Origin of the sequence: Halomonas sp. BDJS001 (assembly GCF_026104355.1) — a bacterium.
GTDB lineage: Bacteria > Pseudomonadota > Gammaproteobacteria > Pseudomonadales > Halomonadaceae > Vreelandella.
Genome location: NZ_CP110535.1, coordinates 1,921,247 through 1,946,876, shown reverse-complemented (window position 1 = coordinate 1,946,876; position 25,630 = coordinate 1,921,247). Strand labels below are relative to the sequence as shown.

The window sequence follows — 25,630 nt, the reverse complement described above, 5'->3', positions numbered from 1 at the left end:
CAGCGCAACGATAAGATAAGAGTTTGAGAATAGAATTAGGGGCGCTGACGGCGCCGCGCTAAATCGAGCATCAGCTCCCGTGAACGTAACACGGTGGTGCCCAGATGGGGTGCCAGGGCCGCTCGCATCACCGCCTTCAATGCATTGGCAAGGCCTTCATGCTGCCAATCCCCCTGCTCAATATAGCGCAGCGTTCTGCCATCGAGCCCACGCTCTGCAGGCATAAATGCCCGGCTGGCGGTGTCAAAGCGGTAGCGGAGCTGGGGATCCAAGACGCCGCCTTCTGGTGTCGTAAACTGCGGTGTGGCCTCCAGCGCCTCTAACAACGCCCACTCGTAGCGGCGTAACGCCAGCGCTCGTTCCGCTGGCGCCGGTAGTGCTTCAAGCAGCGCGGTGTAAAACGCAAAAACCTCAGGTGCTGGCAGTTCCAGCGGCAACAGCCGGGTGGCAATCTCATTGGCGTAAAGACCGCATAGCAGTCCTTCACCGGCCAGCAGCGCCGTCTGGCCGCGGGACTCCATCAGGGTAAGCCGCTTTAGCTCACGGCTGCCCTGCCAGGTCACAAACAGCGGTGTAAACGGCTGCAGCCGCTGGCGGGATTTTGAGCCGGGTCTTTGTCCTCCATGGGCGACAGCACGCACTCTGCCGTAATCAAGCGTTAATAGATCCACCAGTGCACTGGTTTCACGATAAGGCCGTCGGTGGAGCAGAAAAGCCGGCTCTGGCGACATCGCTACTTTCAATCGAGGTCGTAACCCAAGCTTTTCAGGGCGCGCTCGTCATCCGACCAGCCGCGCTTTACTTTCACCCATAAATTGAGCATCACTTTGGTGCCCAGGGCACGCTCCATATCCAGGCGCGCCTCTCGGCCAATACTCTTCAGGCGATCGCCGTTTTCACCAATTAGGATGACTTTTTGCCCCTGACGTTCGACCAGAATCAGTGCGCTGATATGCGTCACCCGCTCGGTTTCACGGAACTCTTCAATTTCAACGGTCATCTGGTAGGGCAGCTCGTCGCCCAATTGGCGCATGACTTTTTCACGCACCAGCTCGGCGGCCATGAAGCGAAGGCTTTTGTCGGTAATCTGGTCTTCAGGGAAGAAGTGCACGCTCTCCGGCAGGTGTTTGGCGACCTCCTCTTCCAGAGTGTCTACCTGAGTGCCGTGCTTGGCTGAAATCGGCACGATGGCCGCAAATTCGCGGCGGGCGCCCACCTCTGCCAGCCACGGCAGTAGGTCACCCTTTTCGCCCAGGCGATCAACCTTATTCACCGCCAGAATCACTGGTGCTTTTACATGCTCGAGCCGCTTCAACACCGCCTGATCCTCTTCCGTCCAGCGGGTACGGTCGATAATGAACACCACACAGTCCACATCGCGCAGCGCCTGGGTGGCGGCCTGGTTCATAAAGCGGTTAATGGCTTTATTACGATCCTTGGACATGATGTGCATGCCCGGTGTATCCACGTAGATAAACTGCGTCTCATCGACCGTTTTAATACCCATCACCTGATGGCGCGTGGTTTGCGGACGCCGCGAGGTGATCGATATTTTCTGCCCCAGAATACGGTTCATGAGGGTTGATTTGCCCACGTTGGGTCGGCCAACAATGGCAACGAATCCGCAGGTTTGGCTCATGATTTATCTCCAGGGCTTTTTTCGAGGTACGACAGCGCTTCTTCTGCCGCCTGCTGTTCAGCATGACGGCGGCTAGGGCCTTTACCAGTGGTATGCTCAGCCAGCAGGTCAATGTAGCACTCCACGGTAAAGGTCTGGGCATGCGCCTCGCCCTTTACGCAGACAACTTCATACCGCGGTAGCGCGGCTTGACGCGATTGCAGAAACTCCTGCAATCGCGTTTTAGGATCTTTCTGGGTGTCTTGTAACGAAATATTTTCCAGCCTATTGGCGTACCAATTCAACACACGGTCACGCACCACATCCATGCCGGCGTCGAGATAAATAGCGCCAATAATGGCTTCTACCGCATCCGCCAGAATAGATTCGCGACGGTGACCACCGCTTTTCATCTCGCCAGACCCCAGTCGCAAACACTCGCCAAACTCCATTTCACGGGCCAGTTCCGCCAGGGTTTGTCCCTTTACCAGGCGTGCACGCAGGCGTGAAAGCTGCCCTTCCCGGGCCTGGGGAAAGCGCTGAAACAGCGCCTCGGCGATAACAAAATTGACGATGGAGTCACCCAGAAACTCCAGGCGCTCATTGTTACGACCACCGAAGCTACGGTGGGTCAAGGCCAATTCCAATAGCGTATCGTCGCCAAAGGTATGACCGATTCGTCGGCAAAAAGCGTTCAAGGAATTACTCACAGCTCTCCTACGTCATTGACGTTAACTAAAGTGACATGACTGACTAAATTCAGCATAAGCAGCAGGTTCATTCTATGCGCCGTACGCTGGTAAAGCTTGGCAACCCACCGTCCCAGTGCATCCATACCGCAAACGCACGCCCGACAATATTCTCTTCCGGTACGAACCCCCAGTAACGGCTGTCGTTGGAGTGGTCGCGATTATCCCCCATCATAAAGTAATGCCCTTCAGGGACTTCCACTTCACGCATTTGCGGGCCAGGGTCGCGTGGATTGTTATAAATAAAGTGCTCGGCATCGCCAAGGCGCTCTTCTAATAATAGCTGTTGAGGCGAACCTTCGGGCCCCTCTTCGATCAGCTCTTTCGCCACCGGATCACCGTTAACGTAGAGCTGCTTACCTTCATAACGGATGCGATCCCCTGGCATGCCGACGACACGCTTGATGAAGTTCACCGAAGGTTCGTCGGGGAAACGAAACACCATGACATCGCCACGCTCAGGATCGCCGACTTCGATAAAGCGGGTGTTCACCACCGGCAAACGTAGGCCGTAGGCGAATTTGTTGACCAGAATAAAGTCGCCGACTTCCAGCGTAGGACGCATTGAACCAGATGGGATCTGAAAGGGTTCAATGATAAAACTACGCACCACCAGCACTACCAGCAGCACTGGAAAAAAAGAACGCGCATAGTCAACCGGCCAAGGCTCTTTAAGCAGTTTCTCGCTGGTAGCTGGATCCAGCCCCTCCTGGGCATTGGCCTCCGCTGCGGCGAAGCGTTGGCGGCGTTTGGGCTTTAATAGCCAGACATCCAACAGGTAAATAACGCCCGAAAGCGCAACGGCAAGTACCAGCAGTAATGAAAAATCCATGAGTGGCGTTCTTTCCTAGTCGTTAACCTTGAGCACAGCAAGGAAGGCATCCTGGGGGATTTCCACGCGCCCCACTTGTTTCATGCGTTTCTTACCTGCTTTCTGTTTCTCGAGCAGTTTTTTCTTACGGCTGACATCGCCGCCGTAGCACTTAGCCGTCACATTCTTGCGCAGCGCCTTCACGGTGGAGCGAGCTACCACTTGGCCCCCAATCGCCGCCTGAATCGCCACATCAAACATCTGCCGTGGGATCAGCTCTTTCATTTTCTCGACCAATAGACGACCACGACCATGCGCATGATCACGGTGGATAATCACCGCTAGCGCGTCAACTTTGTCGCCATTGATCAGTACATCAAGACGCACCAGCTTGGCCATCTCAAAACGCTCGAAGTTGTACTCAAGCGAAGCGTATCCCTTGGAGATCGATTTCAGGCGATCAAAGAAGTCCATGACCACTTCTGACATGGGCAGCTCGTAGGCCAACTGAATCTGATTACCCAAGAACTGCATGTCTCGCTGGGTACCGCGACGCTGCTCACATTCGGCAATGACGTTACCCACGTATTCCTGGGGAACCAATATGCTGGCGCGTACGATCGGTTCACGCATTTCATCTACGTCGGCCATATCGGGCAGCTTGGAAGGGTTGGAGACGTAGTTAACATCACCATTCTTCATCGCCAATTCGTAGACAACCGTGGGCGCGGTAGTGAGCAGGTCGATGTCATACTCTCGCTCCAGGCGCTCTTGAATGATCTCCATGTGCAGGGTACCAAGAAAGCCTACCCGGAAACCAAAACCAAGTGCGTCGGAGTTCTCTGGCACATACTCGAGCGAGGCATCGTTAAGCGCCAGTTTTTCAAGCGCATCGCGGAAATCTTCGTAATCATCCGCACTAACCGGGAACATACCGGCATACACCTGCGGCTTTACCTTTTGGAAACCAGGCAGACGCGCTACATCAGGCGTTTTGGTGTGGGTAATCGTATCGCCTACTGGTGCCCCGTGAATCTCTTTGATGCCAGCAACAATAAAGCCGACTTCACCTGCGCGCAGAATATCGGTCTGTTTGCGCTGGGGGGTAAAAATACCCACTTCCGTGGCGCCCCAATCGCGGCCCGTTGATTTAATGCGTATCTTGTCGCCCTTACGCAGCGTGCCATCGAAAAGGCGCACTAACGAAACAACACCCAGGTAGTTATCAAACCAGGAGTCGATAATCAGCGCTTGCAGCGGCGCCTCCGGGTCACCTTTGGGCGGCGGTATATCACGTACCAAACGCTCAAGCAGTGCATCAATGCCAATGCCGCTTTTAGCCGAAACCTGGCAGGCATCAGTGGCATCGAGGCCAATAATCTCTTCGATTTCCTGGGCCACCTTATCGCAATCGGCTTGAGGCAAATCGATTTTGTTAAGTACCGGCAGTACTTCCAGACCTTGTTCGATAGCGGTATAGCAGTTAGCGACCGACTGAGCCTCCACCCCTTGTGCAGCATCGACCACCAGCAACGCCCCTTCACAGGCGTAGAGCGAACGCGACACTTCATAAGAGAAGTCGACGTGCCCAGGGGTATCGATAAAATTCAGTTGGTAAACCTGACCATCGGCGGCGGTGTAATCCAGCGTGACCGACTGCGCTTTGATGGTAATACCACGCTCACGTTCAATGTCCATTGAATCGAGCACTTGCTCTTTAAGCTCACGCTCGGTCAGCCCCTCGCAGGTCTGGATCAGGCGATCAGAGAGCGTCGATTTGCCATGGTCGATGTGAGCGATAATAGAGAAATTGCGTATGTGCTTAAGCTTTCCGTTGGGAACGTCTTGGGACATCGAGTCTGTTCTGCCTTAGTGGTACGCAAGCGGCCCCACTAGCAGGCCGCTTCGAGAGTTCAAAGCTCGAAAACAGCTGCCGTTTGAAAATAAGGGCCATTTCCGACAAAAAGATATTCGCTATTGTAGCGATATGCGCAGGCTAGGAACAGCGGTCCGGCGAGAACCGCCGGACCAGGAGTGAAAATAGGCGGGCTATTCCAGACGAAGCGCTACAAAGAGTGAGCGCCCATCGCGGAACAGACGTACTGGAATAGCACGGTCAGTGGGCAACGCCTCGACAATCTCTACCAGCTCATTGGAAGAGGAAACGCTGCGGTGATCAATGCTCACTAATACATCACCTGGGCGAATGCCGGCCTCAGCAGCCACGCTGCCAGACTCAACCTGGCGCACGATCACACCACCGGGAATATTCAACTGCTCACGCATGGTGTCATCAATTTCTGCGACCATGACACCAAGACGCGCTTGATTATTGCTGCTGCCCTGCGCCGTCTGCTGCTCGGCATCTGGCCAGCTACCTAATTCGACTGACTCGGTCAGCTCTTCACCGTCACGCATCAAGGTGAGCTCCACCTCGGTGCCGGGCGCACCTTTACCAATCAGCCGTGGCAGTGAACTCGAGCGTTCGACCTCTTCACCATTGACCTCCAGGATGACATCGCCAGCCTGAAGCCCACCCTGTGCCGCGGGGCCTTCGGGATCAAGGTCAGCAATCAGCGCGCCAATCGCACTCTCCATGCCGAACGATTCGGCCAGGTCGTCAGACACGGGCTGGATCATCACACCTAACCAACCACGGTTCACGCGACCACCTTCACGCAGCTGGTCGGCCACATCCATGGCAACGTTAATGGGAATGGCAAACGAGACGCCCATAAAGCCACCGCTGCGGGTAAAGATTTGTGAGTTAATACCCACCACTTCGCCATCTAGATTGAACAGCGGGCCACCGGAGTTACCGGGGTTGATCGCTACATCGGTTTGAATAAACGGCACATACGCATCTCGCGGCAAGGTACGGTTAATGGCACTGACAATACCCGCAGTGACCGAATGATCAAAACCAAAAGGCGAGCCAATAGCAGCCACCCACTCACCTACTTTGAGCTCATCAGAATCCCCTAGCGTAAGTGTAGGCAAGTCACTGGCATCAATTTTAAGTAGCGCCACATCAGTCTGTGGATCGCTACCTATCACTTCCGCACTCAATTCACGCCGGTCATTGAGCCGCACCAGGATCTCATCAGCATCCTGCACAACGTGTGCATTGGTCATTACATAACCATCTTCACTGATAACGAACCCTGAGCCTAAAGACTGCCGCTCTTCTGTACGCCCCTGCCCGCCACCAGGCGGTGCTGGAAAGCGATCACCGAACTCCTCTCCAAAAAAGTGACGGAAAATTTCCGGGATCTCCTGACCACCGAACCCACCCAAACCCGGCGCGCTACTGCGCTGTACCGTTCGACTGGTCGAGATATTCACTACCCCTGGCGCAGCGTCTTCAACTAAGGCAGTGAAATCAGGCAAATTCTGAGCGTTGGCGACTTGGCCAAACGTTAGCAGTGCCACCACACAGACCCAAAGCGTGGAAGGGAGAATCAAGCGCTTCATGCAAGAGCTCCTACTTTATGTAATAGCAATCAATGACAGATCAACAACTCAAAGCGAGATGCCGGAGAACCAAATTGACGAACTAATTGACCAAGCGTGGGCGAAAGCGTTCCCCACGCCCACGCATTAGGTACTTAATACCTAGCGCACCGCCGACCAAGGCAATAAAAAAACTCAGCGGTGCCAGCCAAACCATGTCACTTACAAACGACACCGTGCCGGATAGCAACAGCGCCAACATAAGTGGCAATCCATAAACACAAAAAGCCAGCAGTGTGACAGAGGTGCGCGGTAAGCTAATAGTGACTTGACGGCCTAACGGATAGTTTCGCTCAGCGTTACTGGTTCTCGTGGGGAGTGCAACAGCAATGCGCTGACTGCGCTGGCGCGCCAACAAACGTCCGCCACAACCTCTCCCCTGAGCGCACTGCTCGCAGTTCTGTTGGGCGGAAATTTCTACGATGACACTTTGCGCAACATGATCGACGACCGTGCCAGCACGGTGTAGAGAAGTATCAGACAAAGCGTCACAGCAAGACGAGGTCATCATTCAATCTCCCCAGCCTGATCGTTGCTTTGCGGAGATGGGTCTTCCAGGAGATCGAAAGTGATTGAGCGAACTATGCGCTGCAGCGTTGCTACCGGCAGCTCACCAATCACCACCAACTGCCAGCGCCCCTCAGCAGTGATGGCATGCTCAATGGCCACGGCCGAAACCCCTAGCTGTTGCACGCCTTCTTGCAAGGTAGTGGTTGCATCCTGTGCAAGAGGCTCGACAAAGATACTTACGGTAGCCAAACCATCGCTGTAGACGCGCTGGTGAATATCATCGCCGGCGAAAGTGACGGGTTGTGCAACGAAGCCATCGGGCAACCAAGTGGCGCGCCAAGGTGTACTGCCGATAACGATAGGGGTAGCCGCCCTGACGCTGCCAGTATATTTTTCAGGAGACTGAAGCTGGGTAATTTGAAAGGTTTCAATAATCCTGCCTTGATGATCACTGAGCACATGTTTAAGCAGCAATCCGGTATCCCCATCCAGCCACCACTCATGTGAAAAGCGCCACTGGTCGCGGGGTTCAAAAACCAGCTTGATAGCATCACGATCTGCTACCCGGGTGTTGTCCTCAAGCTCGATAGCATAATATTTCTCAAGATGAGCTGCCCATCTTGCTGGAGAAGGTAGCTCACCGTTGCCATGCCCTTCAGTCCAGGCCAATCTACCCACCGGCGAGCGACGCTCAATGCTTACGGAAGGGCCGTCAAGGTACTGCACCACCTGCTGACGAATGCCGTCTTTAATGCGGTGCGACAGTGCTAGCGTGCGAACATCGACAGAGTCGATAGCCACTGCTCTCGCTTGAAAAGCATAACAGTGGCTGGCCCACAGGCCGCGCTCAAGCCACTCGGTTGCGTTGCGGGGTTGCGCCTCAACCTCCTCCATCGCACACTCATAGCCATCACTATCGCTAGAGCGAGCACTGGCTTCCGAAGCACTGGTTTCCGTAGGGCTGTCGGCATTTTCTGCATGCGCCTGAAGCGAGAGCGTGCCCACCAAAAACGCCAGCGCCCAAGTACCTTTTAAGCGCCTGGGCACTCTTATGTTGCGCACCCCCATCCCGCGCACTCCTTACTTACCCATTGTGCATCAATAATCAAAAAGCATGCATTCGGCTTAGCGCTGACCCAATGGTTCAGTGACTGCCGATGAACGCATTAATGGCATCCAACTGTCGCCACTACCGTAAGCGGCACTCTGGGTATGCTGCTCTAAATAAGACTGCAATAAGCCAATCTGATCAACATCAATGTTAGTCCCCTGGGACGCGGAGACTCCCTGGGGTGTCTGAACCGAGTAGCCAGCTTCGCTAATGTTCATTAAACCACCTTGCCCCGACTGGCCGCTGAGCCGAAACGGAGTAGGCTCAAACATGGGCATATCAGCGCGCGTAGCCACTGCCGACTGAGAAGCCAGGCTAACGGGCTGCACTTGGGTGGATCCATTAGCCCCAGGTGTCGTCGTGGCTACGTCACTGCTGCCCTGGCGAACGGATGAGTCATTGCCAAAGAACTGAACGCCAGTAATCACCATCAGTGACACAGCAGCGGCAACGCCGGCGCCGCGAGCAAACGAGATGCCGCCCGTACGGTGAGCCGCAGGCTCAGAGTCTTGCATCATTGGAGCAGGCTCTTCGCGCAAACGGGCCATAATGCCCGCAGAAAGATCAACGCTTACATCAACGCCCTGCTCGCGCTGCATCATGCTGCGGGCAAGGTGATAGCGGCGCCATGTTTCTGCGGCATCGTCATCATTCGGCAGTGCCTTCAACACTCGGCGAAGCTCAAGCTCATCACTTTCGCCATCCATTAACACCGAAAGTGATTCCCGTGTGTTTTGACTCATACTTCACACCCTCACACTGTTTAAAAGAAGTACTGGGGTGATGGCCTTCGTTACCTACACCACCACTCCGACGACTTCCAAGGCCAAGACTCCGTTACAGGCTAAGGAAATTATCAAAATTTACTAACCTGCGACGCTAAGCTCATGACGCTTTGCACACCGATATATCAACGATTGACACATCAAGCGTGCTCATCAAGATAGTCAGGCTTTATGACGCCTTACATGCCAGACAGTTCACAAAAAATAAAACCTTTATTTTTTATACCGACATTGTTACAGCGATCATATTGCCGCCTTCCTACGACCACTCCTCGTCGCGACTGTTCCGCGCCGTCGATACTAATGGGCGAATATGTTCATCAACCGCCTCGCGAGCACGGAAAATTCGCGAACGCACGGTACCCACGGGGCACTGCATGACCTGGGCAATATCTTCGTAGGCAAGACCATCCAGCTCGCGCAGGGTAATCGCCGTGCGCAGATCATCAGGAAGATTTTCGATCGCCTGATAAACCGCGGCCTCAAGCTGGTCTCTGGCGATTGCCGCTTCAGGCGACTCTGAATCTGCCAACCGTCCGCTCTGGTCGATAATTTCAGCATCGACAATATCCAAATCACTGCCCGGCGGACGCCTTCCCCGCGAGACTAGATAGTTTTTCGCTGTATTAATCGCGATGCGGTACATCCAGGTATAGAACGCACTTTCTGAGCGAAACTTACCCAAGGCGCGGTACGCCTTAATAAATGCCTCCTGGGCCACATCCTGAACTTCAGAGTGATCATGAACGTAACGACCAATCAGGCCGATAATTTTGTGCTGGTACTTTTTTACCAGCAGATCGAAAGCGCGCGTATCACCTTTCTGGGCACGTTCAACAAGCTGTTGGTCTGTTTCCCGAGTGCCCATTCACACGCTCCTCCAGCTCGTACGACTTGCGCCGAGCCCCATTCCTATTAGCCCTAACACGTGGGCGTTCACAGCAAGCAGCATAGCGTCCCTTGGGCATTGATTAATAATAGAGTGAATAACAGGGCGAGTACGTCGCCCGAGTATGTTGCTGCATTTTATAACGGTACTAAATTTTAACGACCTAAATTTTAACAAAAGAGCGCCCAGTGTTACGCGTTCCGTGCAGCGCATCAAGCGCTTACCCCCTTTCGCAAAACCCTGCGGCTGACACTTTTAATGCCGCTATAGTTCCACAGCAATTGATTTTTACCTGCCCGGCGAGCGATAGTAGATACCACTTTTACCGGCGCCTCACTTTTTCAGTCATTACGTAATCACAGGTAGCAAGATGTCAGAACAGCAGGTTAATAACCTTAACGTCCTCGCTCAAGACGTTCTCACCACGCCAGAAGCGCTCAAGAATGCCGTACCGTTAACCGAGGCGGCAGAGCGTACCGTAATTGAAGGCCGTAAAACCATTCAAAATATCCTGGATGGCAACGACCCGCGGCTGCTAGTCGTCGTGGGGCCGTGTTCAATTCACGATGTGGAAGCCGCACTCGACTACGCCCGCCGTCTTCGCACACTGGCCGACCAGGTCAGCGACAGCCTGTATATTGTGATGCGCGTCTATTTTGAAAAACCACGCACAACGGTTGGCTGGAAAGGTCTGATTAACGACCCGCACCTTAATGACTCCTTTGAGATTGATGAAGGCCTGCATATCGCCCGCAAGCTGCTGGTCGATCTGGCAGAAATGGGCTTACCACTGGCGACCGAAGCACTCGACCCCATCTCACCTCAGTACCTGCAGGACTGCATTAGCTGGTCTGCGATTGGCGCCCGCACCACCGAGTCACAGACCCACCGGGAAATGGCGTCTGGCCTCTCCTGCCCGGTCGGCTTCAAAAACGGCACCGACGGCAGTCTGGACGTGGCGATAAACGCGCTTCAGTCCGTGGCCAGCCCGCACAATTTCCTGGGCATTAACCAAGCCGGTCAGGTAGCCATTATTCGCACCCGCGGCAATGCTTACGGCCACGTCGTTCTTCGTGGCGGCAACGGCAAGCCTAACTACGACAGCGTGAGCGTCGCCCTGGCGGAGAAAGAGCTTGAGAAAGCCAAGCTCTCACCCAACATCATGATCGACTGCTCCCACGCCAACTCCAACAAAGACGCTGCGTTACAGCCGCTGGTACTGGAGAACGTTACCAACCAGATCCTGGAAGGCAATACCTCCATTATCGGCCTAATGGTTGAGTCCAACATTGGTTGGGGCAACCAGAAACTAACCGCAGACCTCAGCCAGCTACAGTATGGTGTCTCCATTACCGATGCCTGCATCGACTGGGACACGACGGTAGAAACCTTCAACCGCATGAACGATAAGCTAGCCACCACCCTGGCCAAGCGCATCGCCAAATAACGGTATCACCGCGATAACAGCGACGGCAAAACCCCGCTTCGGCGGGGTTTTTTACGCCCGGTTAGCGACTGATTTCACGCCGAAATGGCGGTAGCGCATCTAACAGGGCCTGCCCATAGCGGCGGGTAATCACCCGTTTATCCAGCAAGGTGATTGTGCCTCGGTCGCTCTCTTTGCGAATCAAACGCCCGCACGCCTGAACCAGTTTAATAGACGCATCAGGCACGCTAATGCGCATAAACGCATTGCCGCCCTGACTCTCAATCCACTCCGCCAATGTTGCACCTACCGGATCGTCGGGCACCGCAAAGGGCAGCCGAGTAATCACCACGTGCGTCAAATAGTCGCCGGGGAGATCAATCCCTTCCGCAAAGCTCGCCAAGCCAAAGATGATACTCCCCTTACCTTTATCAACGGCCGCTCGATGGCGTTCAATAAGCTCACGCTTGGGTAGCGCATCCTGAGCAAGCACGCGCTCTTTTACCATCGCAGGCAGGGCTTTATCCACCGCCCGCAGCTGAGCACGGGAAGAGAACAGCACCAGCGCCGCTTCTTTTTCGGCCAACTGCGACACAAACGTGACAATCGCCCGCTCATGGGCCTCCCTGTCGCCAGGGTCGGTGGCCTCTTGGGGGACTCTCAACACCGCATTGGCGTAATCAAAGGGGCTTGGCAGTGCCTGATAGCGATAGCGATTGGCCAATCCAGCCCGCTCCTGCAGGCGCTCAAAGCGCCCCAAAGCGGTCAAGGTCGCTGAGGTGACCACCGCACCGTGGCAGCGTCCCCATAAATGCTTGGCCAGGGTATGCGCCGCTGACACGGGGCTAGCTGAGAACTCCACTTCCGGTTCGCCTGCAACACGGCTAAGGGTGATCCAGCGGGCGCTGGGCGCCTCATTGGCCACATCCTGCTCGCTAAACGCCTGCCAAAGTGCATGGGCTTCTAAGGCTCGCCCATGCAGCAGCGCCACCAAGGGCAGCCAGGTTTCTGCCTGCTCACGATCAAGGCCGGTCTGCTTATCGGGGTCAAGGCTTTCGCGCAGTATATCGCTGATACTCTCGAGACAACGCGACAGTGACGCAAACATCACCAATAGCTGCTGCGCCTGCTCCCGCAGCGCATCGGGAACTTGGCCCTTTTCAAAACGCGATTGATGGGTGGCCTCTTCATCAGCGAGACCATTAGGCCGCTCCGCCAACTGATGCCCCATGCTAAATACGTCACCTAGCGCAGGCTCCAGGTTATGAATCAGTTCTGGCAAGCTCACCAATAAGCGAGACACCGTGGGCTGAATGGCTAACGCCTGGTGAAGGTCGGTCAGGCTGCTTCTCAGCGTTTTTAACCAGCGCAGACAGCCGTGCACCGCAAAACGGTGGGCAAAGTGGGAAAGCGCCTTTTCGGGCAGGTGGTGGCCTTCGTCGAAGACAAAGATGCAGTCCGCAGGGTCAGGCAGAATCGCGCCGCCACCCAAGGCCAAATCAGCCAGCACAAGATCGTGATTGGCGACAATGACATCCGCATTTTCAAGCTCCCGACGGGAGCGAAAGAACGCGCAGGCACCAAAGTGACCGCAGCGCCTTCCGGTGCACTGGCGATGGTCCACCGTAAGACGGCGCCAGTGGGCATCCTCAATCGCCTCGGGCCAGTTGTCGCGATCCCCCTCCCACTCACCCTGGCCATAGGCTTGAGCCATATCGCTGGCAATGACCGCGAAGTCACTACTTTGGGTTTGCAGTGACTGTTCAAACAGCGACAGCGTTGGGTTGGGCTCGGTACCTTCGAGCGCCTGATCCAAGCGCGCCACGCAGACATAGCGGCCACGCCCTTTGGCTAATGCGTAGCGAAAAGCGATACCGCTGTGGCTAGCGAGCGAGGGTAAATCCTGGTTGAGCACCTGCTCCTGGAGAGCGACCGTGGCCGTTGAGATGATTAGCCGCTTGCCCCGCGCTTTAGCGATCGGCAAGGCAGCAATCAGATAGGCCAGGGTTTTACCCGTGCCGGTGCCTGCTTCGAGCACACAGACATGGGTATCGCTGGTTCGCTTGCCCTCGCCGTCGCTCTCAATATTTCCCAGCGTGCGGGCGATTTCGGCGATCATCATGCGCTGACCATAGCGTGGCGTTAGCTCAAGATTCTCCACCACGCGACGATAAGCGTCCTGAATCTCGCTTTTAAGGGCATTATCCAGCATGCGGTTTAGAGCATACCTTCCGGCGGATGTACGCAGGGCAGTTTGTCATTGATGTAGCGTTCGATTTCCGGCAATGAGAAAGCATCCTCTTCGCCAACGAAGCTAATCGACACGCCCTTAGCACCGGCGCGTCCGGTACGACCAATACGGTGTACATAATCTTCCGGGTCTTCGGGCAGGGTGTAATTGATGACGTGGCTGACGTCTTCAATGTGGATCCCACGGCCAGCAACGTCAGTGGCGACCAATACCTGAATCTCACCTTCGCGGAAGCTTTCCAGGGTTTTGATACGCTGATTCTGTGGCACATCCCCCGACAGCATCGCCGCACTGACACCGGCCTTTTTCAACAGGTCGTCAAGTTTGCGTACCAAGTCACGACGGTTACCGAACACCATCACGCGTTCGAAGCTCTCCTGTTGGAGCAGGTTAACCAACAAGCGCTGCTTGTCGTCATCGGACACCAGGTACACACGCTGATCGATATCCGCCTGATTCTCAACGGTCACTTCGATCTCAACGTGGGCAGGATTTAATGTCCACTGGCTGGCAAGGTTCAGGATGTCGTCGGTAAAGGTGGCCGAGAAGAGGAAGGTCTGACGCTCCTCTTTTTTCGGCGTGTAGCGAATAATCCGCTTAACATCGGGAATAAAGCCCATCGACAACATACGGTCGGCTTCATCCAGCACCAATACTTCGACTTCATTGAGGTCGATATCGCGCTTCTGGTGGAAATCCAACAGCCGCCCTGGCGTTGCCACCAGAATATCGATCTTGCTGCCCAGGCTTTCACGCTGCTTCTGGTAGTCCATACCGCCGACCACGCTCGCCACATTGAGCTGCGTGAAGCGCGCTAACGCTTTGGCATCTTTTTCGATCTGCAGCGCAAGCTCGCGGGTAGGAGCAATAATCAAGGCACGCGGCGCGCCAGGCTTTTGTCCATTGGGTGTTGGCTCTTCCAGAAAGTAGGCCATCACCGAGATCAAAAAGGCGGCGGTTTTACCGGTTCCCGTTTGCGCTTTGCCGACAATGTCGCCACCTAATAGCGTTTGGCGCAGGGCTTCGGCTTGAATAGGCGTGCAGTACTCAAACCCCTGGGCATGAATAGCGCGCATTAAGGGCAGCGGCAAATCAAAGTCATGAAAGCGCCACTTGCCTGCCACGGCGGGCACCTGAAACTGACGAAGATCCCAGCTCGACTGGCGACGACGCGGTTTACGACGGCGACGTTTTGGCTTGCGGTTCTGGGCCGGTGCTGTGGTCTGTTCCGACTCGCTCATAGGCTGTCTATCTGTCCATTGCTGTGGAAGTTGGCATCATGAAGCGCGCATTGTACCAGGGCTTGGCGATAAGAGCGCGTCCTGCTGTCGAAGGAGTCCCAAGGCCTGTTAGAATAGCCGTTAAATCGACGTAAGGAGCGCGACATGACGCGTAAGAAAAAAACTCGTTCACTGGCCGACAAGGTGACCATTCGTACCGGTCGGCGTAAGGATTATAAAAAATGGCGCCACGACAATCCTGATCAAGTCGCCCCTTCGCGCCGTTTTGTAGCGAAAAAACAGCAGCAGCGCAAACTTCAGGCGGTGAGAAAACTGGCCCGCCAACAGAGTGGGCAGGATATTGCCATTCACCCTGACAAAACTGGCAGCGGCGTCAACAAACCGCACGGGGACGACTCATAATGCGCTTGGTTTCGTTCAACATTAATGGCATCCGCGCACGGCTTCACCAGCTACAGGCGTTGATCGACACTCAGCAGCCGGACGTGATTGGACTGCAGGAAACCAAGGTGCAGGACAGCGAGTTCCCGCTTGCCGACGTAGAGGCCATGGGCTACCACGTTTTTTATCATGGCCAAAAAGGCCATTACGGCGTTGCCTTACTGTGCCGCCAAGCACCCGAAGAGATTTTTTACGGTTTCCCCGATGACGGGGAAGACGCTCAGCGCCGCATGATCGGCGTTCGTCTAATCGCAGAGGATGGAGACACCGTGACGGTATGGAACGGCTACTTCCCTCAGGGCGAAAACGTTACTCACCCGACCAAATTTCCCCATAAAGAGCGCTTTTATGGCCAGTTAGCGCGACTGCTCAACGAGCAGCACCGCCCCGACGAGCGGCTGGCGATCATGGGCGACTTTAATATCTCGCCGGAAGATCAGGACATCGGCATTGGTGAAGCTAACCGTAAGCGCTGGCTGCGTGAAGGCAAAGCCAGCTTTCAGCCCATTGAGCGCGAGTGGCTCGAAGGCATTAAAGCCTGGGGGCTTAGCGATAGCTATCGACTCTGCTACCCAAACAGCGATGACCGCTTTAGCTGGTTCGACTACCGCTCAAAAGGGTTTAATCAGGAGCCCAAGCGCGGCCTGCGTATCGACTATATTCTCGTCACCCAGGCGCTTGCAGAAAAGGTTACCGGTGCGGGTATCGACTACGACCTGCGCGCCATGGAGCGACCTTCAGATCACGCGCCTACCTGGAGCGACTTTGATATTGCGCTTAAAATCTAGACCTCTCTGCATACGGCGCTAGGGCGCCGCGAGGGCGCTGTGAACCCATCCATGGTCGCTACTTTTTCCATCCCTGGAAAAGACCCTCGCTTTACCCTATCGCCGACCTACTGAACTGGACAAACATCTTTTCTGCGTGAGATTAACTAGTTGAAACTGGCCAGCCACTGCTCCGCTTCATCGTCACCTAATGACGAGGCGCGGGCAAAGGCTTGTTTCGCTTGCCCATCCTCACCCCAGGCGTAGGCGAGCTGACCATAGGTTCGCCAGTCGTCGACTGCTTGAGTATGCAGTGCTAACGCATGCCAAGCACTCAAGGCCTTCTCAACGTCTTTAGCCTGCCGCCAGGCGCTGGCCAGTAGACGCAGATTCGACTCGTCGCGGACAATATCGCCCTCACTCATCGCCCGCTCTAGGTGTTCTGCCGCCCTTGCGGGGGTGCCGCCGGCGAGATGGAGTTGAACCAACAGCCAGAAATCTTCCTGCTCTGTTAATTTGCCTAATTGCCACGCCGTCTCCCACAGGCCAGCGGCAACCCCTGACTGGCCAGCCTGCTGAGCAAGGCCGGCGGCTTGGCGCCAGTCAGCAGCGTCGCTTTGCGCATTCAAGCCATCCAGCAGCCAGCCCAAGGCCTGATCGCCTTGCCCTGCATTGCGATACACAGCAAGCGCTAGCGTCTGCTGAACTTCGTTTAATTCTGGCGTCTCATTAACCGCCTGCTCTAGCCAGTCGGCAGCTTCTTCCCACCGCTCCTGTTGCGCCAGCAAGCTGACTAACTGCCATGTAGTATCAATATCCTGCTGACTGGCTAACCACTCACTGAGCAGCTCAATGGCCTGATCACGCTGACCGGCAGCACGACGCAGTGAGGCTTCCTCACGTAGCCAGCGAGCCGCCTGGGCGTTATCAACCCCATTTAAGCCACGTGCTATCGCCAGCCGATCCGCTGCCTCAGCGTGTTGATCCTGGCGCGCCAAGGCGCCTGCCGCCAATTGCTGGTAGAGGGCGCTGGCCCACTGATCCGATTGATTGCCTGGCGCCAGGCGCTCGGCCTGAGCAGTCGCACGCTCAACAATCTGAGCTAACGCGCCTTCTTGCAGCTGACTATCTTGTAATTGAGCCTGTAGCGCATTGAGGTCAGCAATCACATCACCCTGCAACGCTGGACTCGCCAGTGCTGAGAATGACCATGCGCTAAGCATTAAACAAACGCTGAGCGATAAAATCGATAAAGGGCGCTTCATAGCTACCTCAACTGAAACTCGACCCGCTGGGTGGCATTGCGTAATCGATCATCGGGTTCAAATTGCCACTTAGCAATCGCGTCTCGCGCGGCATCGTCAAATACGCGGCGCGGCTGCGCATTGGTAATACGTATAGAAGAGCTGTCGACGCTTCCATCGCGGCGAATTGTAAACGTCACTTCCACAAAACCTTCCATGCCACGCCGCTGAGCACGAGGCGGATAAATGGGCTCAGTCTGGCTAGTTGGAGTGGCCCGTCCAACATTAACTGGCTCATTCGAAGGCGCTGGCTCAGCCGCTGGAGCAGCCTCGCGCTCAGCGGGCTCACTCGTCTCAGCAGCAGGCGCTGGCTCAGCGGGCGCTTCCTGTGGCGGCGGCTCAGGTGCAGGTTCTGGCGTGGGCTCAGGCCGGGGCTCTGGTTCAACTTCCGTTAGCTCCGGGAGTTCGCTGTCCATTTCTACCGGCTCAACGGGTTCATCCGGCAGTTCTACTTCCGGCATGCTGATAGTGCTCTCAGCTACGGGCGGTGGCTCGGGAGCTGGCATGGGCGGCGGCGTTTGTTGCGGCACCGCTTCAACGGGCTGCGGTGCGGGTGCCTCTTGTTCGGGGGCCACTTCCGGTGCCTCAACCATCGTCATCGCCATACTCATGGTCAGCTTTTCGGGCTCCCGCTCGGGGGGAGCGACAAGCTGGGCAAGCAGCCAGAACAAGCCCACTGCCAGCACGACGCCTCCCATTAACGACAGCATGTGGCGCATCATGACCCACTCCGACTCGCTGCCACCGCCACTTGGTCAACCCCCGCTTCGCGCAGGCGATCCATCACCTCGATCAGCAACCCAGTCGTGGATTCGCGATCCGCCTGGATAACCACCGAGCCATCGTCGCTCAGCATATCGGCCACCTGCTGCCCAACCCGGTGGGCATCCACAGGACTACCATCTACCCACACTGCGCCCTCTGGAGAAATCGCCACAAGCACCTGGGCATCTGGACGCGGCGTGGCGGCACTGGATTCCGGGCGCTCAATCTCGACACCACTCTCTTTGACAAAGCTGGTGGTGACGATAAAGAAAATCAGCATGATAAAGACCACGTCGAGCATGGGGGTAAGGTTCACCTCATTGCTTTCAGCAGTTGCATCTATGGAACGACGTCTACGCATCACTCTCCTCCAGTGCCCGAGCCAAGCGGTCATGCAGCCGCTGGTCTTCACGACGAATGACGTGCTCTAAACGACTAATAAATAACAGCCCTACCACAGCGACGGCCATACCGGTCAAGGTAGGCAGCGTTGCACGGGCAACACCGTCGGCCATGGCACGCGCCTGATGAGTCTCACTCAGCGAAAGACTGTCGAATACACTGATCATCCCCGTTACCGTGCCTAACAATCCCAGTAACGGGCACAGCGCGACCAACAGCTTTAACCATGGCAAGGGCTTGCGCAGCCTGGCGACGAGCGCCTCTGCCCACACATGGCGCAGCGTGCGTGCACTCCAGCTGGTGTGGTCATTGCGCGCCGCCCAGCGGCGCAGCAGTTGACGCCTTGCTATACGCCAGGTGATTCGGTAGTACCACCAGCGCTCCATGGCCATGGCGAACACCAACACGGCCACCACTGCCAGAACGACCAGCACCGCACCACCCGCCTCCACTAAGCGCTCAACGGGTTCGAGCCAGAGAGGAAGAGTGGACATGTTAATTCACCACGGGCGTTTGAGATTCCAGATGATCTGCCAATGTCGCACTCGCCTGCCCTTCAATCACATGGGTCAGATAGCGACTGCGACCTGCCAACGCTGTTTGCACAAACAGCAGCGGCACGGCGGTAATCAGGCCCAGCACAGTAGTCACCAGCGCCTGGCTAATACCACCCGCCATTAGCTGCGGATCACCGGTACCGAATACGGTAATCGCTTGGAAAGTCACGATCATGCCGGTTACCGTGCCCAGCAGGCCGAGCAATGGCGCAATGGCAGCCAGTAGTTTGACCATCGGTTGGCTGCGCTCCAGCCGAGGCAGTTCGGCCAGCACAGCCTCATCCAGCCGCGCTTCCAGTGCTTCAGGGGTTTGATGCTTATCCATACCCTCGAAGCGTAACAGCACACGCCCTAGCGGGTTATTGGCCCGCAGTTGATCAAGGGATTGGCGCTGGCGTTTAACACGCAGACTGACCAACACTAGATAGAGGTACTGTCCAAGGCCGACAATCATGCCCAGAACCCCCAGCGCTACAACCACGTAGCCTACATAGCCACCCTGCTGGAAACGCTCCCATAGACTGGGCTGCTGGGCCAGGGCTTCCAGCACACTGCCCTGAGTAGGATCCACCGCAAACACATTACTTTCGCCCTGGTAGTAATCGGCCAGCAGCCCGCCAATGGCACTGGGGGTACGCGGCAAAACCACCAGGTTGCCGTCATTTTGACCACGCTCTACAAGCTCGCTCTCGGTAAAGGCTGCAAAATCGCCCAATCGTACCAGCTCGCGGGTGACCACCTCGCCATTAGCATCGGCGACCGGCATTGAAAGCCGCTCGGCACGACCGGTGCGCGCTGTTAGCGTCGCCAAGCCATCTACCAAGCTTTCCAACTGATGGCGCTCAAGTACTTCGACTTCATCCAAACGCGGCGGCAACGATCCCTCTTCGAGGGTGAGCAAGCTCTCCTCCCCCAGCGCATTGCGAATCTCGGAGCTATGCCGGGCCAGATTGTCCAACAATCCAGAAAGCGCTTCGCCCTGCTCTGCCTGACGTTCGCTCAGTTCACTGGCTTGCTCTGTTTGCTCTGCCTGCTGGGCCTCTAACGTTTCATGCTGCTGCTGGGCCTCTTCGTTCTCGGCGCGCGCCTGCTCCAGTGCGGCCTCTAGCGCCTGCTGATCATCCAGAAAGTCCATTAACCGCTGTTGGTCACGCGCTTGCGCCGCCTCACGGGCTTCACGCAACGAAGTAGCGTTTTCGGTTTGTGCTGTGGCTGCACCACTGAATGCCGCCAGCACTATTAGTGTGCAGATAGCGCCAAACTGCCCTATGGACAAACGACCAGCATGCTGGCGATTAAACGTTAGGCTAAAACGACTCATGGCTGCTCTCCCTGCTGATCATTGACAGTAATCGAGAGCGGCAAGGTTAATAGATCAGGAGCGCGCTGATCTTCCGCCATGCGCAGACCACTGCGCACTTCGCGCAGGTACTCGTCATCCAGCGACTGCCATTCGCCACTTTGGGCGCTCCACACGCCACCCTCGCGGCCATCGGGGGTTAGGTAGTAAAAGCCGATACGTCCGATGCGCAAGAAGTCCACTTCACGTTCGCGGCCATCCTGGCTTAAACGACCCCGCCAGCTGTCCATCTCCTGACCATAATCGAGTTCAACGCGCCACGCTTCGAGCAGCCCATTAATACGTTCAATGGTGTTTTGCCCCTGCTCATCGGGCTGTCGCTCAACCCGTGCCAACCGTTCATCACGCAAGAACGGCAAGTCACGCTCAATCCATTGGCTCAACTGCGCTGACATGTTTTGCTCAATCACGGGCAGCGCTGCACGGGTCTCTTCCAGCGTATCCAGCGCCGTCGCCAACCGCTGCTGGCGCGCAGCCTCTTCCGCCAAGCGTCCACTCAGTGAGGCATTCTCAGCCTCCAACTGGCGGGTTTCGCGCTCCAAACGGCGCAGCTCTTCCAACTGCTCGCGGGTTTGCTCATCAGCAGCATCAATCTGCTCCTGGAGCGCTGCCTGAGCCTGCTGGGCTTCTACACTCTCGGCCGCTTGAGCCACTGCTTGTTCACTTGCTAGCAGCGTGCCACTGACCAGCACTCCCGCTAGCCACCATCCACGCAAGGCAAAGAAAGGCCTGTTCAGCACGTCGACTCTCCGTCACTGAGTAGCGGGCGGCGGACGCCGCCCCACTAGAAACTAATTGGGTATCAGAACGATTTGCGTTTATCTTTCACGCTGACTAGCCTACCACTAATAGAATAAATGACAATATTTATCATTAGCAATCAATCGATTTTTGCTTACCTAGCGCGCATAAAAAAAGCGCCCTTCGGCGCCCGTTATTACAATATTCAAGCTTAATAGTTAACCACTACGTACTCTTTCGTCAGCGGTGCCAGCGGAAGCAGCCAAGCCTCTTCACGGGTTACCCATCTTGCTTCGGCAATTTCAGCCGCCGCCTCGACAGGCTCATCGATAACAAGGCTAAATAGATGCGCTTTGAGCACCATGTCCGGCTCATTGGCGGCGGGAGCGCTGTATACGCCTAGCGGAATCAGTTGATCTTCATTAACCTGCAAGCCCAACTCCTCCTTCAGCTCACGGCACAGCGCCCTTAGGGCAGTTTCCCCTGTATCGATCTTGCCACCGGGCTGCATAAAGAAAGATGTATTGTGCTTACGCACCAATAGCAGGCGCCCATCAGGGTCGCTTACGACGGCAGCGGCGATCTCTAATACGTTAGCTTCGCTGGCTGACATACACCCTCCTCTATGCTCATAACTTCCGGTGTGAGATTAAAACGCCCAGTCGTCGTCTTCTGTAGCGACGGCTTTGCCGATCACGTAAGAGGAGCCAGAGCCGGAGAAGAAATCGTGGTTCTCGTCGGCGTTGGGTGAAAGTGCAGCCATGATGGTCGGATCCACATCGGTAACACTACTGGGGAACAGCGGCTCAAAGCCAAGGTTCATCAGCGCTTTATTGGCGTTGTAGTGAAGGAATTTTTTCACGTCTTCACTGAGGCCGACCTCGTCATACAGCGACTCGGTGTAGCGCACTTCGTTGTCGTAGAGCTCCAACAGCAGTTCGTAGGCGTAATCTTTGACTTCCTGCTGACGCGCGGGTGTCGCTTCCGCCATTGCCTGCTGGAATTTGTAGCCAATGTAGTAGCCGTGTACCGCTTCATCGCGAATGATCAGACGAATCAAGTCAGCGGTGTTGGTCAACTTGGCATGGCTTGACCAGTACATTGGCAGGTAGAAGCCAGAATAGAACAGAAACGACTCAAGGAACACGCTGGCGACTTTGCGCATTAGCGGATCATCCGAGCGGTAGCGCTCTAAAATGAGCTGGGATTTTGCCTGTAGCGTGGGATTCTCTTCGCTCCAGCGGAAGGCGTCATCCACATCGCGAGTGGTGCAGAGCGTCGAAAAAATCGAGCTGTAGGAGCGCGCATGCACTGATTCCATAAAGGCGATGTTGGTATAAACCGCCTCTTCATGGGGCGTGCGGGCATCTTCCATTAATACTGGCGCACCGACACTGCTCTGAATGGTATCCAGCAGCGTAAGGCCGGTAAACACGCGGATCGTCAGCTGTTTTTCTTTATCAGTCAGGGTATTCCAGGACTGAATATCGTTCGACAGCGGGACTTTCTCCGGCAGCCAGAAATTACTGGTCAAGCGGTTCCATACTTCCAGGTCTTTATCATCCTGAAGGCGGTTCCAGTTAATTGCGTCAACCCGCGATAAACGTTGCATGGTATTCATATCACTCTCTCAAAGCCCGGCTATGAGAGCCGGGCTAGCGAAACTTATTTATAAAAACTGGCTATAAAAAGCTGGTTTTAAAAACGAACGCTCAACACACACAAGGCGTATCAACAGACATCAGTGCCATTACAGCGTGCAGGAAACGCAGCCTTCTACCTCAGTACCTTCTAACGCACTCTGGCGCAGGCGAATGTAGTAGAGCGTTTTGATGCCTTTGCGCCAGGCGTAAATCTGCGCTTTATTGATATCGCGCGTGCTTGCGGTGTCCGGGAAAAACAGCGTTAGCGACAGGCCCTGGTCGACGTGCTGCGAGGCTTCCGCATAGGTGTCGATGATCTTTTCCGGGCCGATTTCATAGGCGTCCTGGAAGTAGTCAAAATTCGCTTCATCCAGGAAAGGCGCCGGGTAATAAACACGCCCCAACTTGCCCTCTTTACGAATCTCTATTCTCGCCGCCACCGGGTGAATACTGGAGGTGGAGTTATTGATGTAGGAGATCGACCCCGTCGGCGGTACCGCCTGCAGGTTACGGTTATACAAACCGTGGGCCATGACCGAGGCTTTGAGCTCCTGCCAATCGTCTTGAGTCGGCAGCGCAATACCGCTGCGCTCGAACAGCTCACGCACTTTGTCGGTACGCGGCAACCATGCCTGATCGGTGTACTTATCAAAGAAGCTACCCGATGCGTAGGTGGAATCCTCAAAACCGGCAAACGACTCTTTATGCTCAATCGCCAAACGGTTCGACGCACGGATCGCATGAAAGGCCACGCAGTAAAAGTAGAGATTGGTAAAATCCAAGCCCTCGTCAGAACCGTAGTAGATATGCTCCCGGGCCAGGTAGCCGTGCAGGTTCATCTGCCCCAAACCAATCGCCCGCGACTTCGCATTGCCTTCAGCAATAGAGGGGACGCTGCGCAGGTTGCTCATTTCCGAAACGGCGGTAAGGCCGCGAATAGCGATTTCCACGCTGGTGCCGATATCGCCTGAATCCATCACCTTGGCAATATTCATGGAGCCCAGGTTACAGGAGATATCCTGGCCGATTTGGCGATAACCCAGGTCATCGTCATACTCCGTCGGCGTATTGACCTGAAGAATTTCAGAGCAAAGGTTACTCATGTTAATGCGGCCAGCAATCGGGTTGGCGCGATTAACCGTGTCTTCGAACATGATGTATGGGTAGCCTGACTCAAACTGCAGCTCGGCGAGGGTTTGGAAGAAGGCCCGTGCATTGATCTTATGCTTGCGAATGCGCGCATCCGCAACCATCTCCTGGTACTTCTCGGTAACGCTGATGTCGCCAAAGGGCACGCCGTAAACACGCTCTACATCGTAGGGCGAGAACAGGTACATGTCGTCGTTGCGCTTGGCAAGCTCAAAGGTAATATCCGGAATCGTCACACCCAACGAGAGCGTTTTGATACGAATTTTCTCGTCGGCATTTTCCCGCTTGGTATCCAAAAAGCGCAGGATATCCGGGTGGTGAGCGTTGAGATACACCGCCCCTGCACCCTGGCGGGCCCCCAGCTGGTTAGCATAGGAGAAGGCATCTTCCAGCAGTTTCATAATCGGGATAATGCCCGACGACTGATTTTCGATACGCTTAATGGGCGCGCCGGACTCACGAATATTGCTGAGCAGAAACGCCACGCCGCCGCCTCGTTTGGAGAGCTGCAGGGCCGAGTTAATGGAGCGGCCAATCGACTCCATATTGTCTTCGATACGCAGCAAAAAGCACGACACCAGCTCACCGCGCTGCTGCTTGCCGCAGTTCAAAAAGGTGGGCGTCGCGGGCTGAAAGCGGCCGCTAATGATTTCATCCACCAGCGACTTCGCCAGCGTTTCGTCGCCCCGCGCCAGGGTCAGCGCGACCATGCAGACACGGTCTTCGTAACGCTCTAGATAGCGCTTGCCATCAAACGTTTTTAGCGTGTAGCTGGTGTAGTACTTAAAGGCGCCCAAAAAGCTTGGGAAGCGAAACTTATAGGCGTAAGCCTGCTCGAACAGCGCCTTGATAAAGGCGAAGCTGTACTGGGCCAGCATCTCGGCTTCGTAGTACTGCTCTTCGACCAGGTAATCGAGCTTTTCTTCCAACGAGTGGAAGAACACAGTGTTCTGGTTAACGTGCTGCAAGAAGTACTGGCGTGCCGCTTCGCGATCCTTATCCAACTGTAGCTCGCCATTGGCACCGTACAGGTTGAGCATGGCGTTAAGAGCGTGATAGTCCAGCGTGCGCGCTTCGGTCTTAGCTGCTGGCCGCTTGGCCTCACCGCTGCTAGTGGACACGTCGTTCGAGACTGAGTCTTTCGGCGCTGAGTCTTTCAGGGCTAGGTTTGTCGTTTCCAAAACTCTTCTACTCCTTGACGGACATTGGCCACGTCATCGTCGGTGCCAAATAATTCGAATCGATACAGCAGCGGCACATGGCATTTTTTCGCAATAATACGGCCAGCAAGGCCATACGCTTCGCCAAAATTTGTATTTCCCGCTGCAATCACCCCCCGCAGGAGGCTTCGATTATGTGTGTCGTTAAGAAAATGGATCACCTGCTTGGGCACCGCCCCCTGCTCACTTCCCCCACCATAAGTGGGGGTAATTAAAATATACGGCTGGGTAACGCGTGGAACAGGCTCATCTCGATTCAACGGCAGTCGCTTTGCGGCAAAACCAAGTTTTTCTACAAATCGATGGGTATTGCCTGATTTTGTAGAGAAGTACACCAAACTGCCGGCGATAGGTGAGGATGAACAACTTGCCAGCAT

25 protein-coding genes are annotated in these 25,630 nt (G+C 55.4%); 3 read left to right on the top strand and 22 right to left on the bottom strand.

The window, feature by feature from the left end; translation table 11 throughout:
* Window positions 1-35 precede the first annotated feature (35 nt).
* From recO to rpoE, 10 genes are all read right to left on the bottom strand, one after another.
* Entirely contained in the window at window positions 36-731 is a 696-nt protein-coding gene (gene recO, locus OM794_RS08830; RefSeq protein ID WP_088701720.1) for a DNA repair protein RecO, read from the bottom strand.
* An 8-nt stretch (window positions 732-739) separates the two neighbouring features.
* Window positions 740-1,639: a GTPase Era gene (era, locus tag OM794_RS08825; RefSeq protein ID WP_226249592.1), complete on the bottom strand. Its 900-nt coding sequence runs from the start codon at window positions 1,637-1,639 to the stop codon at window positions 740-742.
* Window positions 1,636-2,328 (bottom strand): ribonuclease III, encoded by a 693-nt coding sequence (rnc, locus tag OM794_RS08820; RefSeq protein ID WP_226249593.1) that lies wholly within the window; start codon window positions 2,326-2,328, stop codon window positions 1,636-1,638. The genes era and rnc overlap by 4 nt, the downstream gene beginning before the upstream one ends.
* Before the next feature lie 67 nt (window positions 2,329-2,395).
* A complete protein-coding gene (gene lepB / locus OM794_RS08815) occupies window positions 2,396-3,199 on the bottom strand; it encodes a signal peptidase I (protein ID WP_226249594.1) in 804 nt (267 codons plus the stop codon).
* 15 nt (window positions 3,200-3,214) lie between these two features.
* On the bottom strand, window positions 3,215-5,032 hold the full coding sequence (gene lepA / locus OM794_RS08810; RefSeq protein WP_226249595.1) for a translation elongation factor 4: 1,818 nt from the start codon (window positions 5,030-5,032) through the stop codon (window positions 3,215-3,217).
* A 195-nt stretch (window positions 5,033-5,227) separates the two neighbouring features.
* Entirely contained in the window at window positions 5,228-6,652 is a 1,425-nt protein-coding gene (locus OM794_RS08805) for a DegQ family serine endoprotease (RefSeq protein WP_226249596.1), read from the bottom strand.
* Between the two features lie 82 nt (window positions 6,653-6,734).
* Entirely contained in the window at window positions 6,735-7,202 is a 468-nt protein-coding gene (locus OM794_RS08800; protein ID WP_226249597.1) for a SoxR reducing system RseC family protein, read from the bottom strand.
* Window positions 7,199-8,269: a MucB/RseB C-terminal domain-containing protein gene (locus OM794_RS08795; protein ID WP_226249598.1), complete on the bottom strand. Its 1,071-nt coding sequence runs from the start codon at window positions 8,267-8,269 to the stop codon at window positions 7,199-7,201. Before OM794_RS08795 ends, OM794_RS08800 begins: the two co-directional genes overlap by 4 nt.
* A gap of 57 nt (window positions 8,270-8,326) precedes the next feature.
* Entirely contained in the window at window positions 8,327-9,055 is a 729-nt protein-coding gene (locus tag OM794_RS08790; protein WP_088701727.1) for a sigma-E factor negative regulatory protein, read from the bottom strand.
* Window positions 9,056-9,356: 301 nt separating this feature from the next.
* Window positions 9,357-9,965 (bottom strand): RNA polymerase sigma factor RpoE, encoded by a 609-nt coding sequence (rpoE, locus tag OM794_RS08785; protein WP_226249599.1) that lies wholly within the window; start codon window positions 9,963-9,965, stop codon window positions 9,357-9,359.
* 391 nt (window positions 9,966-10,356) lie between these two features.
* Between rpoE and OM794_RS08780 the strand changes: the two genes are divergently transcribed.
* Window positions 10,357-11,433, top strand: a complete 1,077-nt coding sequence (locus tag OM794_RS08780) for a 3-deoxy-7-phosphoheptulonate synthase (RefSeq protein WP_088701728.1) — start codon at window positions 10,357-10,359, stop codon at window positions 11,431-11,433.
* Between the two features lie 61 nt (window positions 11,434-11,494).
* Here OM794_RS08780 and dinG read toward each other — a convergent pair whose 3' ends face one another.
* Together dinG and rhlB are read right to left on the bottom strand one after the other, a co-directional pair.
* Window positions 11,495-13,624 (bottom strand): ATP-dependent DNA helicase DinG, encoded by a 2,130-nt coding sequence (dinG, locus tag OM794_RS08775; protein ID WP_226249600.1) that lies wholly within the window; start codon window positions 13,622-13,624, stop codon window positions 11,495-11,497.
* A gap of 5 nt (window positions 13,625-13,629) precedes the next feature.
* Window positions 13,630-14,904, bottom strand: a complete 1,275-nt coding sequence (gene rhlB, locus OM794_RS08770; RefSeq protein WP_226249601.1) for an ATP-dependent RNA helicase RhlB — start codon at window positions 14,902-14,904, stop codon at window positions 13,630-13,632.
* Window positions 14,905-15,048: 144 nt separating this feature from the next.
* Between rhlB and OM794_RS08765 the strand changes: the two genes are divergently transcribed.
* Window positions 15,049-15,306, top strand: a complete 258-nt coding sequence (locus OM794_RS08765) for a hypothetical protein (RefSeq protein WP_226249602.1) — start codon at window positions 15,049-15,051, stop codon at window positions 15,304-15,306.
* Window positions 15,306-16,133 carry an exodeoxyribonuclease III gene (xthA, locus tag OM794_RS08760; RefSeq protein ID WP_226249603.1) on the top strand — a complete coding sequence of 276 codons (828 nt, stop codon included), beginning with the start codon at window positions 15,306-15,308 and terminating at the stop codon, window positions 16,131-16,133. Before OM794_RS08765 ends, xthA begins: the two co-directional genes overlap by 1 nt.
* 146 nt (window positions 16,134-16,279) lie before the next feature.
* Here xthA and OM794_RS08755 read toward each other — a convergent pair whose 3' ends face one another.
* From OM794_RS08755 to nrdI, 10 genes are all read right to left on the bottom strand, one after another.
* Window positions 16,280-17,377: a hypothetical protein gene (locus OM794_RS08755; RefSeq protein WP_226249604.1), complete on the bottom strand. Its 1,098-nt coding sequence runs from the start codon at window positions 17,375-17,377 to the stop codon at window positions 16,280-16,282.
* Window positions 17,378-17,379: 2 nt separating this feature from the next.
* Window positions 17,380-18,138: an energy transducer TonB gene (locus OM794_RS08750; RefSeq protein ID WP_265154502.1), complete on the bottom strand. Its 759-nt coding sequence runs from the start codon at window positions 18,136-18,138 to the stop codon at window positions 17,380-17,382.
* Window positions 18,135-18,542: an ExbD/TolR family protein gene (locus OM794_RS08745; protein ID WP_022523852.1), complete on the bottom strand. Its 408-nt coding sequence runs from the start codon at window positions 18,540-18,542 to the stop codon at window positions 18,135-18,137. The genes OM794_RS08750 and OM794_RS08745 overlap by 4 nt, the downstream gene beginning before the upstream one ends.
* Window positions 18,535-19,077 carry a MotA/TolQ/ExbB proton channel family protein gene (locus OM794_RS08740; protein ID WP_088701735.1) on the bottom strand — a complete coding sequence of 181 codons (543 nt, stop codon included), beginning with the start codon at window positions 19,075-19,077 and terminating at the stop codon, window positions 18,535-18,537. The genes OM794_RS08745 and OM794_RS08740 overlap by 8 nt, the downstream gene beginning before the upstream one ends.
* A gap of 1 nt (window position 19,078) precedes the next feature.
* A complete protein-coding gene (locus OM794_RS08735; RefSeq protein WP_226249605.1) occupies window positions 19,079-20,461 on the bottom strand; it encodes a MotA/TolQ/ExbB proton channel family protein in 1,383 nt (460 codons plus the stop codon).
* A complete protein-coding gene (locus OM794_RS08730; protein WP_226249606.1) occupies window positions 20,458-21,240 on the bottom strand; it encodes a DUF3450 domain-containing protein in 783 nt (260 codons plus the stop codon). The genes OM794_RS08735 and OM794_RS08730 overlap by 4 nt, the downstream gene beginning before the upstream one ends.
* A gap of 212 nt (window positions 21,241-21,452) precedes the next feature.
* Window positions 21,453-21,854, bottom strand: coding sequence for an NUDIX hydrolase (locus tag OM794_RS08725; protein WP_226249607.1), 402 nt, complete (start codon window positions 21,852-21,854; stop codon window positions 21,453-21,455).
* Window positions 21,855-21,890: 36 nt separating this feature from the next.
* Complete coding sequence (nrdF, locus tag OM794_RS08720) at window positions 21,891-22,862, bottom strand: class 1b ribonucleoside-diphosphate reductase subunit beta (RefSeq protein WP_088701738.1); 972 nt, start codon at window positions 22,860-22,862, stop codon at window positions 21,891-21,893.
* A gap of 129 nt (window positions 22,863-22,991) precedes the next feature.
* Window positions 22,992-25,154, bottom strand: coding sequence for a class 1b ribonucleoside-diphosphate reductase subunit alpha (gene nrdE / locus OM794_RS08715; RefSeq protein WP_226249617.1), 2,163 nt, complete (start codon window positions 25,152-25,154; stop codon window positions 22,992-22,994).
* A gap of 41 nt (window positions 25,155-25,195) precedes the next feature.
* Window positions 25,196-25,630 (bottom strand): class Ib ribonucleoside-diphosphate reductase assembly flavoprotein NrdI, encoded by a 435-nt coding sequence (nrdI, locus tag OM794_RS08710; protein ID WP_226249608.1) that lies wholly within the window; start codon window positions 25,628-25,630, stop codon window positions 25,196-25,198.